The organism is Mesorhizobium sp. L-8-3 (genome assembly GCF_016756615.1).
GTDB lineage: Bacteria > Pseudomonadota > Alphaproteobacteria > Rhizobiales > Rhizobiaceae.
This window is the reverse complement of record NZ_AP023262.1, coordinates 3,238,878-3,252,510: the sequence shown is the minus strand read 5'-3', so window position 1 is coordinate 3,252,510 and position 13,633 is coordinate 3,238,878. Positions and strand designations below refer to the sequence as shown.

At 65.3% G+C, this 13,633-nt stretch carries 17 protein-coding genes and 1 pseudogene; 10 read left to right on the top strand and 8 right to left on the bottom strand.

All coding sequences use genetic code 11. The features are described 5' to 3' along the window. The first annotated feature begins 24 nt into the window (after positions 1 to 24). The 5 genes from glnP (at position 25) to JN302_RS15185 (ending at position 4,076) form a co-directional block, all read left to right on the top strand. Positions 25 to 681 carry a glutamine ABC transporter permease GlnP gene (gene glnP / locus JN302_RS15205; RefSeq protein ID WP_202333440.1) on the top strand — a complete coding sequence of 219 codons (657 nt, stop codon included), beginning with the start codon at positions 25 to 27 and terminating at the stop codon, positions 679 to 681. Next, positions 678 to 1,406 (top strand): glutamine ABC transporter ATP-binding protein GlnQ, encoded by a 729-nt coding sequence (glnQ, locus tag JN302_RS15200; RefSeq protein WP_202333439.1) that lies wholly within the window; start codon positions 678 to 680, stop codon positions 1,404 to 1,406. The genes glnP and glnQ overlap by 4 nt, the downstream gene beginning before the upstream one ends. Then, complete coding sequence (locus tag JN302_RS15195; protein WP_202333438.1) at positions 1,396 to 2,445, top strand: C45 family autoproteolytic acyltransferase/hydolase; 1,050 nt, start codon at positions 1,396 to 1,398, stop codon at positions 2,443 to 2,445. The genes glnQ and JN302_RS15195 overlap by 11 nt, the downstream gene beginning before the upstream one ends. A gap of 109 nt (positions 2,446 to 2,554) precedes the next feature. Further along, the gene (locus tag JN302_RS15190) at positions 2,555 to 3,688 is read left to right on the top strand and encodes a serine hydrolase domain-containing protein (protein WP_202333437.1); all 1,134 of its coding nucleotides are present in this window, start codon (positions 2,555 to 2,557) and stop codon (positions 3,686 to 3,688) included. Between the two features lie 118 nt (positions 3,689 to 3,806). Further along, positions 3,807 to 4,076, top strand: a complete 270-nt coding sequence (locus JN302_RS15185) for a glycine zipper domain-containing protein (protein WP_202313183.1) — start codon at positions 3,807 to 3,809, stop codon at positions 4,074 to 4,076. Positions 4,077 to 4,154: 78 nt separating this feature from the next. On the opposite strand, the gene JN302_RS15180 is transcribed toward JN302_RS15185, so the two are convergent. The 3 genes from JN302_RS15180 to hglS form a co-directional block, all read right to left on the bottom strand. Further along, positions 4,155 to 5,006, bottom strand: a complete 852-nt coding sequence (locus JN302_RS15180) for a sulfite exporter TauE/SafE family protein (RefSeq protein ID WP_202333436.1) — start codon at positions 5,004 to 5,006, stop codon at positions 4,155 to 4,157. A gap of 125 nt (positions 5,007 to 5,131) precedes the next feature. Continuing rightward, positions 5,132 to 6,643, bottom strand: coding sequence for an L-piperidine-6-carboxylate dehydrogenase (amaB, locus tag JN302_RS15175; RefSeq protein ID WP_202333435.1), 1,512 nt, complete (start codon positions 6,641 to 6,643; stop codon positions 5,132 to 5,134). A gap of 64 nt (positions 6,644 to 6,707) precedes the next feature. After that, a complete protein-coding gene (gene hglS / locus JN302_RS15170; RefSeq protein ID WP_202333434.1) occupies positions 6,708 to 8,108 on the bottom strand; it encodes a 2-oxoadipate dioxygenase/decarboxylase HglS in 1,401 nt (466 codons plus the stop codon). Positions 8,109 to 8,220: 112 nt separating this feature from the next. Between hglS and JN302_RS15165 the strand changes: the two genes are divergently transcribed. After that, complete coding sequence (locus JN302_RS15165; RefSeq protein ID WP_202333433.1) at positions 8,221 to 9,126, top strand: LysR family transcriptional regulator; 906 nt, start codon at positions 8,221 to 8,223, stop codon at positions 9,124 to 9,126. 18 nt (positions 9,127 to 9,144) lie between these two features. Here the strand turns inward: JN302_RS15165 and JN302_RS15160 are convergent, their stop codons facing one another. Continuing rightward, positions 9,145 to 9,600 (bottom strand): hypothetical protein, encoded by a 456-nt coding sequence (locus JN302_RS15160; RefSeq protein ID WP_202333432.1) that lies wholly within the window; start codon positions 9,598 to 9,600, stop codon positions 9,145 to 9,147. A gap of 268 nt (positions 9,601 to 9,868) precedes the next feature. Between JN302_RS15160 and bla the strand changes: the two genes are divergently transcribed. After that, positions 9,869 to 10,738: a subclass B3 metallo-beta-lactamase gene (gene bla, locus JN302_RS15155; protein ID WP_244846372.1), complete on the top strand. Its 870-nt coding sequence runs from the start codon at positions 9,869 to 9,871 to the stop codon at positions 10,736 to 10,738. A 58-nt stretch (positions 10,739 to 10,796) separates the two neighbouring features. Here the strand turns inward: bla and JN302_RS15150 are convergent. The 3 genes and pseudogenes from JN302_RS15150 to JN302_RS15140 all read right to left on the bottom strand — a co-directional run. Beyond that, positions 10,797 to 11,105: pseudogene (locus JN302_RS15150) on the bottom strand (recombinase family protein); the annotation flags it as partial. A gap of 69 nt (positions 11,106 to 11,174) precedes the next feature. After that, positions 11,175 to 11,588: a type II toxin-antitoxin system VapC family toxin gene (locus tag JN302_RS15145; protein ID WP_244743328.1), complete on the bottom strand. Its 414-nt coding sequence runs from the start codon at positions 11,586 to 11,588 to the stop codon at positions 11,175 to 11,177. Further along, positions 11,585 to 11,857: a type II toxin-antitoxin system VapB family antitoxin gene (locus JN302_RS15140; protein WP_202313173.1), complete on the bottom strand. Its 273-nt coding sequence runs from the start codon at positions 11,855 to 11,857 to the stop codon at positions 11,585 to 11,587. Before JN302_RS15140 ends, JN302_RS15145 begins: the two co-directional genes overlap by 4 nt. An 83-nt stretch (positions 11,858 to 11,940) precedes the next feature. Here JN302_RS15140 and JN302_RS15135 point away from each other — a divergent pair, with 83 nt between their 5' ends. The 3 genes from JN302_RS15135 to JN302_RS15125 all read left to right on the top strand — a co-directional run bounded on the left by JN302_RS15135 (position 11,941) and on the right by JN302_RS15125 (position 13,003). Next, entirely contained in the window at positions 11,941 to 12,336 is a 396-nt protein-coding gene (locus tag JN302_RS15135; RefSeq protein ID WP_202333431.1) for a hypothetical protein, read from the top strand. Between the two features lie 144 nt (positions 12,337 to 12,480). Next, positions 12,481 to 12,771, top strand: a complete 291-nt coding sequence (locus JN302_RS15130) for a DUF982 domain-containing protein (RefSeq protein ID WP_202313171.1) — start codon at positions 12,481 to 12,483, stop codon at positions 12,769 to 12,771. Between the two features lie 88 nt (positions 12,772 to 12,859). Beyond that, positions 12,860 to 13,003, top strand: coding sequence for a hypothetical protein (locus JN302_RS15125; protein WP_202333430.1), 144 nt, complete (start codon positions 12,860 to 12,862; stop codon positions 13,001 to 13,003). Positions 13,004 to 13,109: 106 nt separating this feature from the next. Here the strand turns inward: JN302_RS15125 and JN302_RS15120 are convergent, their stop codons facing one another. After that, on the bottom strand, positions 13,110 to 13,535 hold the full coding sequence (locus JN302_RS15120) for a PaaI family thioesterase (RefSeq protein ID WP_202333429.1): 426 nt from the start codon (positions 13,533 to 13,535) through the stop codon (positions 13,110 to 13,112). Between the last annotated feature and the right edge of the window lie 98 nt (positions 13,536 to 13,633).

Here is a 13,633-nt window from a genome sequence, read left to right as displayed (position 1 = left end):
CTCACTCCTTGAACGGGTCCTGCCATGGAATTCGACTGGTCCGTCATCGCCGAAGCGATGCCCGCCCTCATCGGCGGCGCGCGCCTCACCGTGCTCATCACGCTGGCCGGCCTGGCCGGAGGCCTCGTTGTCGGCTTCGTCGCCGGCCTGATGCGCGCCTACGGCAATACCTTGCTCAACGCGATCGCCTTCACCTATGTCGAACTGATCCGCGGCACGCCGATCGTCGTCCAGGTCATGTTCATCTATTTCGCGCTGCCGGTGCTGGCCGACATCCGCGTCAATCCGATGACGGCCGCCATCACCGCCATCGTCGTCAATGCCGGCGCCTATATCGCCGAGATCGTGCGCGGCTCGTTCCTGTCGGTCCAGAAGGGCCTCAAGGAAGCGGGCCTCGCGCTCGGCCTGCCGATGTGGAAGGTGCTCGTCTACATCGTCGGCCCGGTGGCCTTCCGCCGCATGATCCCGGCGCTCGGCAACCAGTTCATCGTCAGCCTCAAGGACACGTCGCTGTTCATCGTCATCGGCGTGGGCGAGCTCACCCGGCAGGGGCAGGAGATCATGGCCGCCAATTTCCGCGCCGTCGAGATCTGGACGGCCGTCGCCATCCTCTATCTGCTGATGACCGGCTCGCTGACCCTCATCCTGCGCATGACGGAAAAGAGGATGCGGATCCTATGAGCATCGTCGAGTTTCGAAAGGTCACCAAGACCTTCGGCAAGGTCGTGGTTCTGAACGAGGTCGACCTGGCGATCGATCCCGGCGAGGTCGTCGTGCTGATCGGCCCCTCGGGTTCGGGCAAGTCCACTCTCCTGCGCTGCATCAACGCGCTCGAGGAGATCAATGGCGGCGACCTCATCGTCGACGACATCAGCGTCAGGTCCGGACGCTCCAAGGTCCGGCTGATCCGCCAGGAAGCCGGCATGGTGTTCCAGCAGTTCAACCTGTTTCCGCAGATGACCGCCTTGCAGAATGTCGCCTTCGGCCCGCGTCGCGTGCGCGGCGCAAGCCGGTCGGAAGCGCTCGAGCAGGCACAGGCGCTGCTCGCCAAGGTCGGCCTCGCCGATCGCGGCCATCACTACCCTTCCGAGCTTTCGGGCGGGCAGCAGCAGCGTGTGGCGATCGCCCGCGCGCTCGCCGTCAAGCCGAAGCTGATGCTGTTCGACGAACCGACCTCCGCACTCGATCCGGAGCTACGCCATGAGGTGCTGCGTGTGATGCAGTCGCTCGCCGAAGAGGGCATGACGATGATCGTCGTCACCCATGAGATGGCCTTCGCCCGCCAGGTCGGCACGCGGCTCATCTTCATGGAAGGCGGCAAGATCTCGGTGGACGGCAATCCGGCCGCGCTTCTGGCCGATCCCGAAAATCCACGCCTGCGGGAATTCCTTCAGCATGTCCACTGACGATAGCGGCCGGCTCCACTTCCTGGAGGCGAGCGGAACGCCTTACGACGTCGGCTTCCAACTCGGCCGTTTCGGCGCCGAAATCGCCCATCGCCACCTCGTGGCCAGGCACGCCTGGGCTTCCGTCATGGCCTTCCGCGACGATCGGCGCGTCGCTGTCATGCGCCGGATGGTCGAAGAGCGCTTCCCCGCCCACTGGCAGGAACTGCAGGGATTGGCGCATGGCCTCGGCCTGCCGCTCGACGAGGTGTTCCTGTGGAACTGCCGCGGCGACGTCTGGGCGATGGCATCAGACGGCTGCACGACCGTGCAACTCCCGGGGGACGAGCCCGTGATCGCGCACAATGAAGACGGCGATCCCGGGCTTCGCGGCCATTGCGCGCTCGCTAATGTGCGGCCCCGCGACGGCAAGGCGTTCACGGCTTTCGTCTATCCGGCATCGATCCCGGGACACACTTTCGCCGTGACCGAAGCCGGCCTCGTCCAGACGGTCAACAACATACGCTCGCGCGACACCGGCACCGGCCTGCCGCGCATGCTGCTCGGGCGTGCCCTGCTGGATTGCGCGACGCTGGACGAAGCGGTGAAACTGCTCGAAACGTCAAAGCGTGCCGGTGCCTTCCATATGACGCTGGCGCAGCGCGGCGACCCCCACCTTCTCAGCATCGAATTCACCCATTCGGGCTGCACGGCGATCACCGTCGATGAGCCGCGGCTCCATGCGAACCATCTTGTCCATCCCGGTCGCTCGGAAGAGCCGCAGGTCGTCACCGGCTCGTCCCGATCCAGGCAACAGCGCGGCGACGCCATCATGGCCGGTTCTCGTAGTGAAATGCGCTTCGATCCTCTTTCCGCGCTATGGGACAAGGGCGACCCTGTCCTGCCGATCCTTCGCGAGCAGCCGGACGATCCCGACCACGAGAACACGCTCGCCACGGCCGTTTTCCATGTCGGGGCGAATTCGCTTCGGTGGCGGGTCTATGACCGGGTTGGCACCGACCCGCGCTTCGCCTTCGACAACGCGCTGACCCCGTCTTAGGCGGCGTCTTGGTCTCCCCGTCCGGCGGCCCGGACCACCGGTCGGCGTCTTGACTGTTTGCGCGGCTTGGCCGATTGCGCATGTCCGCCGAGCAACGAAGGCCATCGACATGAACCGCGCCGACTATATCTTCAGCCTGTTCACCGGCGCCAGCCAGCGTGACAACTTCCAGCGGTTGGACACCCTCTTCCCTGTGGCCGTCATGAGCGCGTCGCCCGCGCCCTTCCATTTCCCCGAAGCGGCGTCCATCACGCTCCCATCCACCTTTGTCCATGAGGGAACGCTCAGGAGTGTCGAAGCCTTTCTCGCCGAAACCGAGACGATGGCGCTGCTGGTCCTCCGTGACGGGGCCGTGGTCCACGAGCACTATGCTCCCTGGGGCGGCCGCGACGTCAGATGGGTTTCCATGTCGGTCGCCAAGAGCTTCGTCTCGCTGGCCCTCGGCGTCGCCGTAGACGAGGGTTTCGTGGCGTCGATCGAGCAGCCGGTCACCGACTACCTGCCCACTCTCGCCGGTTCGGCCTATGACGGCGTGCGCATCAAGGACATTTTGCAGATGTCATCAGGGGCACGCTGGAACGAGGATTACAGCGACCCCTCTTCCGACATCAACCGCTTCGCCCATATCGCGGCTCATGGCGGATCGTTCAACGCTTTCGCCGCTACGCTCGAACGCCAGCGCGAGCCCGGCACCTGCAACCTCTACAACAGCACCGACACGCAGGTTCTGGGGATGTTGCTGGTCGCCGCGACCGGGCGCTCTCTGGCCGACTATGTCGAGGAGAAGATCTGGCATCCTCTGGGCATGGAGGCGGCGGGCTACTGGCTGGTCGATTCCGAGGGCATGGAGATGGCCTATGCCGGGCTGAACGCCACGGCCCGCGACTATGCGAAAATCGGTGAACTCTACCGCAACAGGGGTCGGTGGCACGGGCGGCAGATCGTTTCGGAAGGCTGGATAGAGGGCTCGATCACGCCGGACGCAGCGCACCTCATGCCCGGCGCCAGCGACCTGTCCGACTCGCTGTTCGGCTACGGCTATCAATGGTGGGTCATGGGCGGCGACGAGGGCGACTACGCCGCGATCGGCGTCTACAACCAGTTCGTCTATGTCAGCCCGCGCAGGCGGACGGTCGTCGTCAAGCTCTCGGCGAGCCCTGGCTATGGCACGACCAATGACGAGACCTCCTACCGCGAATATGAGACGATCGACCTCCTGAGGGCGATTGCATCGAGCACCTGACGTCGGCGTCCTGGCGCGTTTGGCCGAGGTCATTTCGTAACCGATATTACGTACCCATGGATCGAATCCCCGCTTTGTAGGTTGGTATGTGGCCAAGGGGGCCGGACAGGAGATCGATATGAAGAAATCTGCCATGGTGATTGCGGCGCTGGTCGCGCTTGCCGGATGCACCTCGACCCAACAGGGTGCCGTCGTCGGCGGCGTCGGTGGTGCGGCGATCGGGTCGGCGGTGGCCGCTCCGGGCAGCCGCACCGAAGGTGCGCTGATCGGAGCTGCCGTGGGTACCGTCGCCGGCGCCCTCATCGGCCGCGCCGCCGACCCCGGCCGCTGCTATTATCGTGACCAGTACGGACGCCGTTACGTCGCGAACTGCCCGAGCGGATACTGACGCCCGAGCGGCCGAGCGACGCCGGTCGTCTCGCCCTACGCCGGTCGCCCGGGTCGCGCTCGCGACTTGCGCGGCCCGTCAGTCGACGAGGTCAGTCAGGAACCTGATGCAGATGAAGATCAGGAACAGGCCGAAGGCGATTTCGAGCTGGCGCCGGGAGAGCCTGTGGGCGAGACCCGCGCCGATCGGGGCCGTCAAGGTGCTGGTCGGAATGAAGGCGATGAGGCCGAGCAGCGAGACATATCCCGCCGCCAGCGGGAATTGCAGGGCAGCGACGTCGGGATACTCGGCCGCCCGCGGCCAGCCCGCATAGACATATCCGATGGCTCCGGGGATGGAGATCAGGATGCCCAGCCCCGAGGAGGTCGCTACCGCCTGGTGGATGGGGCGGCCGTAGAAGGTCATGAACAGGCTGGAGAGTTGCCCGCCGCCGATGCCCATCAGGGCCGAAAGCAGCCCGATCAGCCAGCCATAGACGATCATGATGCCGCGCCTGGGCAGTTCCGTGCCCAATCGCCAACTGTCCCTGCCGAACAGCAGCCGCAGCGCCGAGACACCGGCGACCGCCACGAACACCGCCTTGAACAGATCCGCCGGCGCGTAGCGCGCGACCACGCTGCCCGCGAGGACGCCGATCACGACCGGCGCCGCCCAGACCTTGAGGATCGACACGTCGACCGCGCCCTTGGCCCGATGGGCAAGGAAGGAACGGATCGAGGTCGGTACGATGATCGCGAGTGAAGTACCGACGCAGAGCGGCATCCTCACCTCTTCCGGCACGCCGACATAGTTGAACAGCTCGTAGAGCACGGGAACGGCGAGTGCCCCGCCCCCGACACCGAAGACGCCGGCAAGCAGCCCCGTCATCGCGCCGGCCGCCAACAGCGCCACGGCCAGCCAAACGAGGTCGAAGAGGGGAATGCCGAGCATGTGCGCTGCCGTGGGATGGAAGGGAGCGAATAGCGAATAGCGAGTAGCGAATAGGGGAACAAGGGTCTGGCGCTGACAGCGCTAACCCTTTTATCCCTATTCGCTATTGGCTACTCGCTATTCGCTCACCCGATGTCGAACGACACCCCCTGCGCCAGCGGCAGCGCCTTGGAGTAGTTCACCGTGTTGGTGGCCCTTCGCATATAGGCCTTCCAGGCGTCGGAGCCCGATTCGCGGCCGCCGCCGGTCTCCTTCTCGCCGCCGAACGCCCCGCCGATCTCGGCCCCTGATGTGCCGATGTTGACATTGGCGATGCCGCAGTCCGAGCCGTCGGCGGCCAGGAAACGCTCCGCCTCCTGCAGGTCGAGCGTGAAGATCGACGACGACAGCCCCGCCCCCACGGCATTGTGCTCGGAAAGTGCGGCGTCGAAGTCGCCGTAGCGCATCACATAGAGGATCGGTGCGAAGGTCTCCTCGGTCACCGGCGCCACCTGGCGCGGCATCTCGACCAGCGCCGGCTTCACGTAATAGGCCGCCTGATGGCCGGTCTCCACCCGCGCCCCGCCGGTGATGCGGCCGCCCTCGGCCTGCGCCGCCGTCAGCGCCTTCTGCATGGCCTCATAGGCCGCCTTGTCGATCAGCGGCCCGACCAGCGCGTTGGTCTCCAGCGGGCTGCCGACCGAAACGCTCTCATAGGCCCGCCGCAGCCGCGGCAGCAGCGCCTCATAGACGCTGTCATGCACGAACAGCCGCCGCAGCGTCGTGCAGCGCTGGCCGGCCGTGCCCATCGCGCCGAAGGCGATCGCCCTCAGCGCCATGTCGAGATCGGCCGACGGGCACACGATGCCGGCATTGTTGCCGCCCAGCTCCAGGATGGCGCGGGCGAAGCGCCTGGCCAGCCGCGGCCCGACCTCGCGGCCCATGCGGGTCGAGCCGGTGGCCGACACCAGCGGCACCCTGGCATGGTCGACCAGCACCTCGCCGATCGCCCGGTCGCCGATCAGCACCTGGCTCAGCCCCTCCGGCACGCCGCCGAACCGCGCCGCCGCCCTGGCGAAGATCGCCTGGCAGGCAAGCGCCGTGAGCGGCGTCTTCTCCGACGGCTTCCACACCACCGCATTGCCGCAGACCAGGGCGAGCGCCGCATTCCACGACCACACCGCGACCGGGAAGTTGAAGGCCGAGATGACGCCGACCACGCCGAGCGGATGCCAGGTCTCCATCATGCGGTGGCCGGGGCGCTCGGTGGCGATGGTCAGGCCATAGAGCTGGCGCGACAGGCCGACGGCGAAGTCGCAGATGTCGATCATCTCCTGGACCTCGCCGAGGCCTTCCGACGGGATCTTGCCGGCCTCGATCGAAACCAGGCGGCCAAGATCGGCCTTCGCCGCGCGCAGCTCCTCGCCGAACAGGCGCACCAGTTCGCCGCGCCGGGGCGCCGGCACCAGGCGCCAGGCCCGGAAAGCGGCGTCCGCCTTGTCGATCATGGCGGCGGCCTCCGCCGGTGTCGTCGCCGGCAGCGACGCCACCTGCTCGCCCGTCACCGGGCTGAAGGACGCCATCGTCCCGCCCGTAAGGCTCTTTTCATCCACGCCCAGCTTGACCAGCAATATGGCCGTTTCGTCCTTGATGCTCATGTCGGTTCCTTTTCCTGTCGGCCTGCACGGCCCCGTGACACATGGGATTTGCGTGGGCAGCCGGTCAGGCCGCTGCCGCTCCTTCCCTCAATGCTGCGAGGCAGCGCTCGGCTGACGCCTTTTCCATGTCGGCATAAAGCTGGAACTCGTTCGCCACCGGTGCGCCCAGCGCCTGCTCGAACAGCCGCTGGTTCGGGCTCGCGACGAAGTCCTGCGCCGCATGGTCGCCGAGATTGGACTGGAAGATGCCGGCCGCGCTGACCGGCAGGAAGTCCTCATAAACGATCGGATCGAAGCGCACGACACCGGCCTCGATCAGGTCTTCCATGTCCATGCCGGTCGCCTTGGCGGCAGCGAAAGCGGAGGCTTCGACCGTATAGAGGAAATAGCCGAGGCCGGCCTTGCGGATCTCGTTCCAATCGTCGGGAAAGGCCTCGAAGCTCGCCGCCAGCGTGGCGCGATAGGCATCGGCGTTCGATCCGTCGGCCGCAGGGCGGACCGTCGCCCGCGCTTGCCTCAGCAGCCGGTCGTAGAGGGCACGCCCCTTGGGCGTCAGCGCGATGCCGCGCTGCTCGATCTCGCCGAAGCGCGCGGTATGCGAGCCGGCCTGCGGATCACCGGCCGCATCGCGGAACGACACGCGCTCCTCGATCGCCTTGAACGAAGTCTGCCGCAAGAGCACCGGACAGGCGCGGGTCGGCGGCCCTTCGACTATGGCCTTCGGCACAATGCCTTCGCCGGGCATCCGCTCCTGCACGGCATCGATATCGAGGGTGCGCGGCGTCAGATGATTGATATGCGGCCCACGGAACGAGACGACATCGGCGATCAGGCGGTGCGCGGCGTGCAGCCGCTCATAAAGCGCGCGGTCGACCAGCGCCTGGTCGTGCCAGCGGAATGTGTCGAGCACTTCCGAGACGAACAGGCCGGCATCCTCGCGCGACAGGCCCCCGTCGCGCTCCGCCTTCTCCACCAGCGATACCGCCGCGTCGGAGAAGATGCGGCGCGCCGCCAGGATGCGCCGCGCCTCTTCCCGCAATTCGGCATCGTCGATCAGATCGAGCCGCAGCAGCGAGGTGAACACCCGGAACGGGTTGATCTTCAGCGCCGCCTCGTCGATCGGCCGGAAGGCGGTGGAATGGACGGGCACGCCGGCCTCGCTGAGATCGTAGTAGCCGACCGGAAGCATGCCCATCACCGCGAATACCCGCCGCATCATGGCAAGCTCCTGCGCGGTTCCCAGGCGGATCGCGCCGTGGCGCTCCTCGGAAATCCGCTCGATCGTCTCGGTCGCCTCGAGGCTGGCGCGCAGGGCCTGGTCCCGCGACAGCGCTTCGGCGTTGACCTTCGTGACCAGCGAGATCAGCGTGCCGTAGGCAGGCACCTCCGCGCGATACATCGCCGACATGGCGGCGGAAAACGCCGCCCGTATCTCGTCGCGTGAAACGCACCGGTTCGCTGGCATCGCAACTCCTGATTTGACAAGATCGGGCATGACTTCATGACGTGGTGGCGTCATAACGGGTTGACGCCTGGATGAATTTCGCTAATCGCAGCTAAGTTGATGCGAGATTGGAATGACCACCGCGCGAACCCTCATCCCTGACCTGGGCAAGCTGCAGGCCTTCGAAAGCGCTGCCCGCCATGGCAGCATCACCCAGGCCGGCAAGGAATTGCATCTCACCCAGAGCGCCGTCAGCCGCCAGATCCGCGAATTGGAGGCACAGCTCGGCCTGCTGCTGTTCGAGCGGGTGCGCCAACGTGTGGTGCTGTCGCGGGCGGGCGAAAAATTCCTGCCCGATGCGCGCCGGCTGCTGGCGCAGAGCGAGGCGGCCATGCTGCGCGCCATGGCGACCTCGCAGACCTCACAGCTCAGCCTCGCCACTTTGCCGACCTTCGGCAGCCGCTGGCTGGTTCCGCGGCTGCCGGGTTTTCTCGCGCGCCACCCCGGCGTGACGCTCAGCCTGGCCTCGCGCTCCGCCCCCTTCGACCTCGAAGAGCAGGGTTTCGACGCCGCCATCCATTACGGACAGCCGATCTGGGCGAATGCCGACTGCCGTTATGTCTGCCAGGAAGTGATCGTGCCCGTTGCGAGCCCCGATTTCCTGGCCGGAGGCGCGCTTCACGAGCCGGCAAGCCTGGCGGCCGGGCCGCTGCTTCATCTGTCCACCCGCCCCAAGGCCTGGGCGAGTTGGTTCGAGGCATCAGGCGTCGATACCGCTTCGGCCTATCAGGGCCATCGCTTCGACCAGTTCACCATGCTGATCGAAGCGACCGTGGCGGGCATGGGCCTCGCCCTCCTGCCCCGCTATCTGGTTGAAAAGGAGTTGAGGGACAAGAGCCTCGCGGTCGCCATGGACCGGCCGCTCGAAACGGAGAACGCCTATTATTTCGTCGTGCCGCTGCGCATGAAGGCCGATCCCCTGACCAATCTGATGTTCGAATGGATGATCGAGCAGATCGGCCCGCCCAGGCAGGGCTGAGGTCGCCCTCGCCCGTTCCTACTCCGGCCCGGCCGACTGGATCGTGATGACCTTGGCTTCGAACCTGTTGCAGGCATCGTCCTTGCAGATGCCGTTGATCCAGACCTGCCCGTTGCCGAACATGATGCCCTGGCTGTTGACCATCAGGTCCGCATATTTCTGGTCGGTCACCGCCTTGCTGATCTCGGGCGTCATGATCGCGTCGTAGTGGGCAATGAAGTCCTTGGGGGACTTGATGGCCATCTTCTTGCCCTTCACCTCGACACTGATCGGATAGCGCACGAGTGCGGCGACGGCGGCCGCGTCGTGCGCCGTCACGCCTTTCTGCAGGGCGGAGATCGCAGCCTGGTAGACAGTATGGTCGCCGAGCAGGTCGTCGATCGACTTGTTGGTGTCGTCGGCCGCCGCCGACTGAAACGTGACGGCACCGACGGCCGCCGCGATGAGCATGATCCGCAAGCTGCTGATGGTCATGGCCTTTCCTCGTTTGCCCGACAGGCGTGGAGCCCGGCAGCCGACCGGGCGGATCCTTATCGCAGATAAAACCGTAGATTGCGACCAGCGACGGACCATGTTCCGCAGCAGATTTTTCCTGTGAGGACCGAGCAGCCGCGAACAGAGCCACAATTTATTTTATGGCTCCCTACAATTCTGGTCGTTTGCGAACCGGGAAAAGCACCTCTATTCAACAGCCTGCTCAAGCAACCCGCCAGCTCCATGCCTCCGCAACCCTGGGACGACAATGAAAAAATCTATGCTCTTCGCCGGTGCCATCTCCCTCACGCTTCTTGTCGGGATCCGGCTGGCCAGCCTCGCGGCCGCCGAAGAATTCCCGGCGGAATGGACAGAACCGACCAGGCCGTTCCGCATCGTCGGCGACATCTATTATGTCGGCACCAAGGGCCTCGCCGCCTATCTCATCCGGTCGGGCGGCGAAGCCGTCCTGATCGACGGCACCATGCCGGAAAATGCCGCGCTGGTCGAAGCCAATGTGGAAGCCCTCGGCATGCCGCTCGGCGACGTCGACATCCTGCTCCTCAGCCATGCCCATATCGACCATGCCGGAGCCCTGGCCGAACTGAAGCGACACAGCGGTGCGGCGCTCTATGCCAGCGAAGGCGACCGCTGGGCGCTCGAAAACGGCAAGCACGACGGCGACAGTGCCTATTCCTTTCTCACCTTCCCGCCGGTGACCGTCGACCATGCGCTGAAGGACGGCGAGGTCGTCACCGTCGGCAGCCTCGAACTCACCGCCACGCTGACGCCGGGCCACACCAAGGGCTGCACCACCTGGTCCGTTCCCGTGATCGAGAACGGCGAGACCCTGCGGGTCGTCTTCCCCTGCAGCCTGAGCGTCGCCGGCAATGTGCTTGCCGGCAACATGACCTATCCGACGATCGCCGCCGACTATCGCCGCAGCTTCGGGACCGTCGGTGCGATGGAGGCCGACGTTGTCCTACCCTCCCACCCCGGCCTCGGCGGCGTTCTGCAGCGCGCCGCGCGGCGCGACGCCGGTGACCCCAGGGCCTTCGTCGACCGGGCGCTGCTGAAGCGCATCGTGGACGACGCCAGGGCGGCCTTCGAAAAGGAACTGTCCAAGGCGAAGCGGTAGGAGATCGGACCGCATTCCTCCGCCCCTTTGTCGAGGGCAGCGCTCGATCGACGACAGCAGTGACGATCGTCACACCCGCAAAGCGCAGCCGCTTGAACACACCCGCCACGTTTTCCTGATCGCGGCTGATGCGGTCCAGAGCCTCCGACAGCACCATGTCGAAGCGGCCTGCCTGCGCGTCGGCCAGCAGCGACTAGATGCCGGATCGGATGAGCGACGCACCAGAAATAGCGCGGTCTGAATAGGTCTCCACCACCGTCCAGCCCTCGCGCGCCGCGCGCTCCCGGCACTGGCGCAACTGGTCCTCGATCGAGGCCTCACGCTGGTTGTCGGAGGAATAGCGGGCGTAGAGGGCGACACGGGTCATAAGCTCAATCCTCTTCTCTTTGTCCTTTGCTGCCTCGCCGTTCTTCACCTCCGCTCGAACTCTCTGCATCTACAGCGACAGGGCGGATTGAACATCGGTCAGCGCGAAATCGTTGCCAACGTAGAGAAGAGGAGCCGAATGTCGTTTTGCGAGGGCATAGGCGAAGCAATCGCCGAAGTTCAGCCCGCCTCGCGTGCCGAATCCCTTGCCGTAGTCCAGACGCGCCCTCATGGCGGCCCGGGCAAGGTTCTCGTCTATGGGCCCTATCGATATCTGGAAGTCGGACAGAAACGCGTCGAGATCGGCAATTGCCTCGTGCCGATCTCCATCCTTGATCCTGCCCGCCATGACAGTGCCGGCCTCGACATAGTTCACCGCCGATATGAGACGCGAAGCATCCGTCCGGAGAGCGGCCATGCAGTCCGGCGCTTCCGTCTCCTCGAACAGGATCGCAATGATCGCGGACGAGTCGACGATCATCATCGGGAGACGCCAAGCTCTTCGGGCGTGTCGCCGACAGCTTCATCCCATTCCTGCTTGGTGACCGGGCGACGATCATAGCGGCCGGCGCGCTCGCGGACGAAAGCCTTCATGCGTGCGACGTAGTCGCCCTGAGCCTCCCGCTCGGCGCGCAGCCGCTCCAGCCGCTCACGCATCGCCTGGGTAATGGCGTCCGTCATGGTCTCGCCGGTCAAGCGGGACAATTCCCGCGCCAGCCGATCCGCTTCCTCCGTCTTGATGCTCAAGGCCATGACAACCACCTTTATAGATACGAAATCTAGATAGCATTTGCACATCGATCCTTCAACGGAAAAGACCGAAATCCTCGCTGCTATTGATCGTCACCTTCGCCGGAACGATGATCACTTGCACTGGACCGGTTCTTGGGCGGTGCATTGTCATTGGCCGCGTGCATGGCTTTCTCGAAATCGCTTTGGATAGGGGCGCGAAGGACGCGTTGATGCTTGCGCAGGCCGAGACAATCGCGCTGCTGCAGAACAAAGTTGAGATGCCGACTGCAGGTGCAGCGCGTCAGCACCGCACTGGTTTCAAATCTCGTTGCGCCGCAATGACATCTTCCCCTCAGAATCACATTCGCTCCTGTCTGCCGGATGGCATCGTACCGACCCGCTCCGGCAGCCCTCTGGAGAACGCGATCGCGCCGCAAACCTTGAACTTACGCATCATGCCTCGCCGGGAATCGCGCATGATCTTCGGGCCGATGCGATAGTGCCTGCGGCGCATGGCCTCCTTCATCCTGCACTCCCTTCGAATGAGGCCGATGCAACGGACAGCCAAGTCGCGCGTTATCGGGCGCCCGCCTACGGTTTCAGGATTCCTTGCCGACTCCTGGCTTTCACAACTGGAGATCAAGATGAACGCACACCATTTCGCTCAGCCGGTTTCGATCTTCGTCGGCGTCGGCTTTCCGCGCGACATCGAGACGGTATCGGAAGCCTTCCAGGTGCTGATCGAATGGCATGGCCCCCGCAGCGTGTCCCATGCCATGGCGCTCGACGCCTGCCGGGCCGCGGCCTGCGGAGAGATAGACGCGTCGTCGGCACGCCTCGCCTTCGAGGAGTTCGCGCGCGTGCGCGGCATACTGGCGCCGGAAGCGCTGAATGAAAGCGTGCAACGCGCCGCAGAGGAGTGGATGGCCGCATAGCAGGCAGGCCCTCCGGCTGCTTGATATGGATCAAAGCGGGCCTGGGGCACCGCCTCCATGATCGAACCCACGATCAAAGGAGGCAACCATGCCGAGCGATTCCTTGTGGGTTATCGTCGCCGTGCTGGCGGTGTTCGGGTTCTTCACGGCAGCGGTCGTCTGGGCCGACGCGACCTGGCGTCCGCGCCGCATTCTCCCCGACGAGCACCTGACCTCCGGCCAGAGGCGATAGGCGCCAGAGGCGACGAAGCCCCGAACCCCTAAGGCCATGCCCGTTCGGGCAAATCCACGAAAGACAAGGCAACAGCGCAGATTGCAGGCAGTGGCCGCAGGCAGTCTCAATCCTCCGACGGGCGCAGGACAAGCTGCGTCTGCGTCACGATCGCGGCGAGCGTTCCGTCGCCGCGGGTGATGCTGGTCTGCCAGACCAGGGTCTTGCGCCCTTTGTGGAGGCAGATGGAGGTGGCGCGGGCCGTGTCGCCGATCGGCACCGCGCGGAAGAAGTTGGTCTTGCTCTCGACCGTCGTCGTGCCCTCGCCGGGCGCGAGATTGAGGAAGGCTCCCGTTCCGCCGATATTGTCGGCGACACCCATCAGCGCCCCGCCATGCAACACGCCGTTGCGGTTTCCGAGCCCAGGTGTCGCCTCGAACTCGGCGATCACCTCGTCGGGCGTCGCACTGACGATGCGGAGCCCAAGCAATTGCGAGAAAGGCGGTTGATCCCGGGCGATCTCGTCGAGGCGGCTGCGATCTGCGTCGGCCATGTCTACTCCTGCTCCAAGGCATGTCTCCCGAAAGCGTGCAGCGGTTTCGGGTCAAAGACATTGGTCAAGCCCAAAACCTGCAGCACGTCACGTGAATC

What these genes read in the sequence shown, in the direction of transcription:
- glnP (WP_202333440.1), top strand. Translation starts at nt 25, where the DNA reads ATGGAATTCGACTGGTCCGTCATCGCCGAAGCGATGCCCGCCCTCATC.
- glnQ (WP_202333439.1), top strand. Translation starts at nt 678, where the DNA reads ATGAGCATCGTCGAGTTTCGAAAGGTCACCAAGACCTTCGGCAAGGTC.
- JN302_RS15195 (WP_202333438.1), top strand. Translation starts at nt 1,396, where the DNA reads ATGTCCACTGACGATAGCGGCCGGCTCCACTTCCTGGAGGCGAGCGGA.
- JN302_RS15190 (WP_202333437.1), top strand. Translation starts at nt 2,555, where the DNA reads ATGAACCGCGCCGACTATATCTTCAGCCTGTTCACCGGCGCCAGCCAG.
- JN302_RS15185 (WP_202313183.1), top strand. Translation starts at nt 3,807, where the DNA reads ATGAAGAAATCTGCCATGGTGATTGCGGCGCTGGTCGCGCTTGCCGGA.
- JN302_RS15180 (WP_202333436.1), bottom strand. Translation starts at nt 5,006, where the DNA reads ATGCTCGGCATTCCCCTCTTCGACCTCGTTTGGCTGGCCGTGGCGCTG.
- amaB (WP_202333435.1), bottom strand. Translation starts at nt 6,643, where the DNA reads ATGAGCATCAAGGACGAAACGGCCATATTGCTGGTCAAGCTGGGCGTG.
- hglS (WP_202333434.1), bottom strand. Translation starts at nt 8,108, where the DNA reads ATGCCAGCGAACCGGTGCGTTTCACGCGACGAGATACGGGCGGCGTTT.
- JN302_RS15165 (WP_202333433.1), top strand. Translation starts at nt 8,221, where the DNA reads ATGACCACCGCGCGAACCCTCATCCCTGACCTGGGCAAGCTGCAGGCC.
- JN302_RS15160 (WP_202333432.1), bottom strand. Translation starts at nt 9,600, where the DNA reads ATGACCATCAGCAGCTTGCGGATCATGCTCATCGCGGCGGCCGTCGGT.
- bla (WP_244846372.1), top strand. Translation starts at nt 9,869, where the DNA reads ATGAAAAAATCTATGCTCTTCGCCGGTGCCATCTCCCTCACGCTTCTT.
- JN302_RS15145 (WP_244743328.1), bottom strand. Translation starts at nt 11,588, where the DNA reads ATGATGATCGTCGACTCGTCCGCGATCATTGCGATCCTGTTCGAGGAG.
- JN302_RS15140 (WP_202313173.1), bottom strand. Translation starts at nt 11,857, where the DNA reads ATGGCCTTGAGCATCAAGACGGAGGAAGCGGATCGGCTGGCGCGGGAA.
- JN302_RS15130 (WP_202313171.1), top strand. Translation starts at nt 12,481, where the DNA reads ATGAACGCACACCATTTCGCTCAGCCGGTTTCGATCTTCGTCGGCGTC.
- JN302_RS15125 (WP_202333430.1), top strand. Translation starts at nt 12,860, where the DNA reads ATGCCGAGCGATTCCTTGTGGGTTATCGTCGCCGTGCTGGCGGTGTTC.
- JN302_RS15120 (WP_202333429.1), bottom strand. Translation starts at nt 13,535, where the DNA reads ATGGCCGACGCAGATCGCAGCCGCCTCGACGAGATCGCCCGGGATCAA.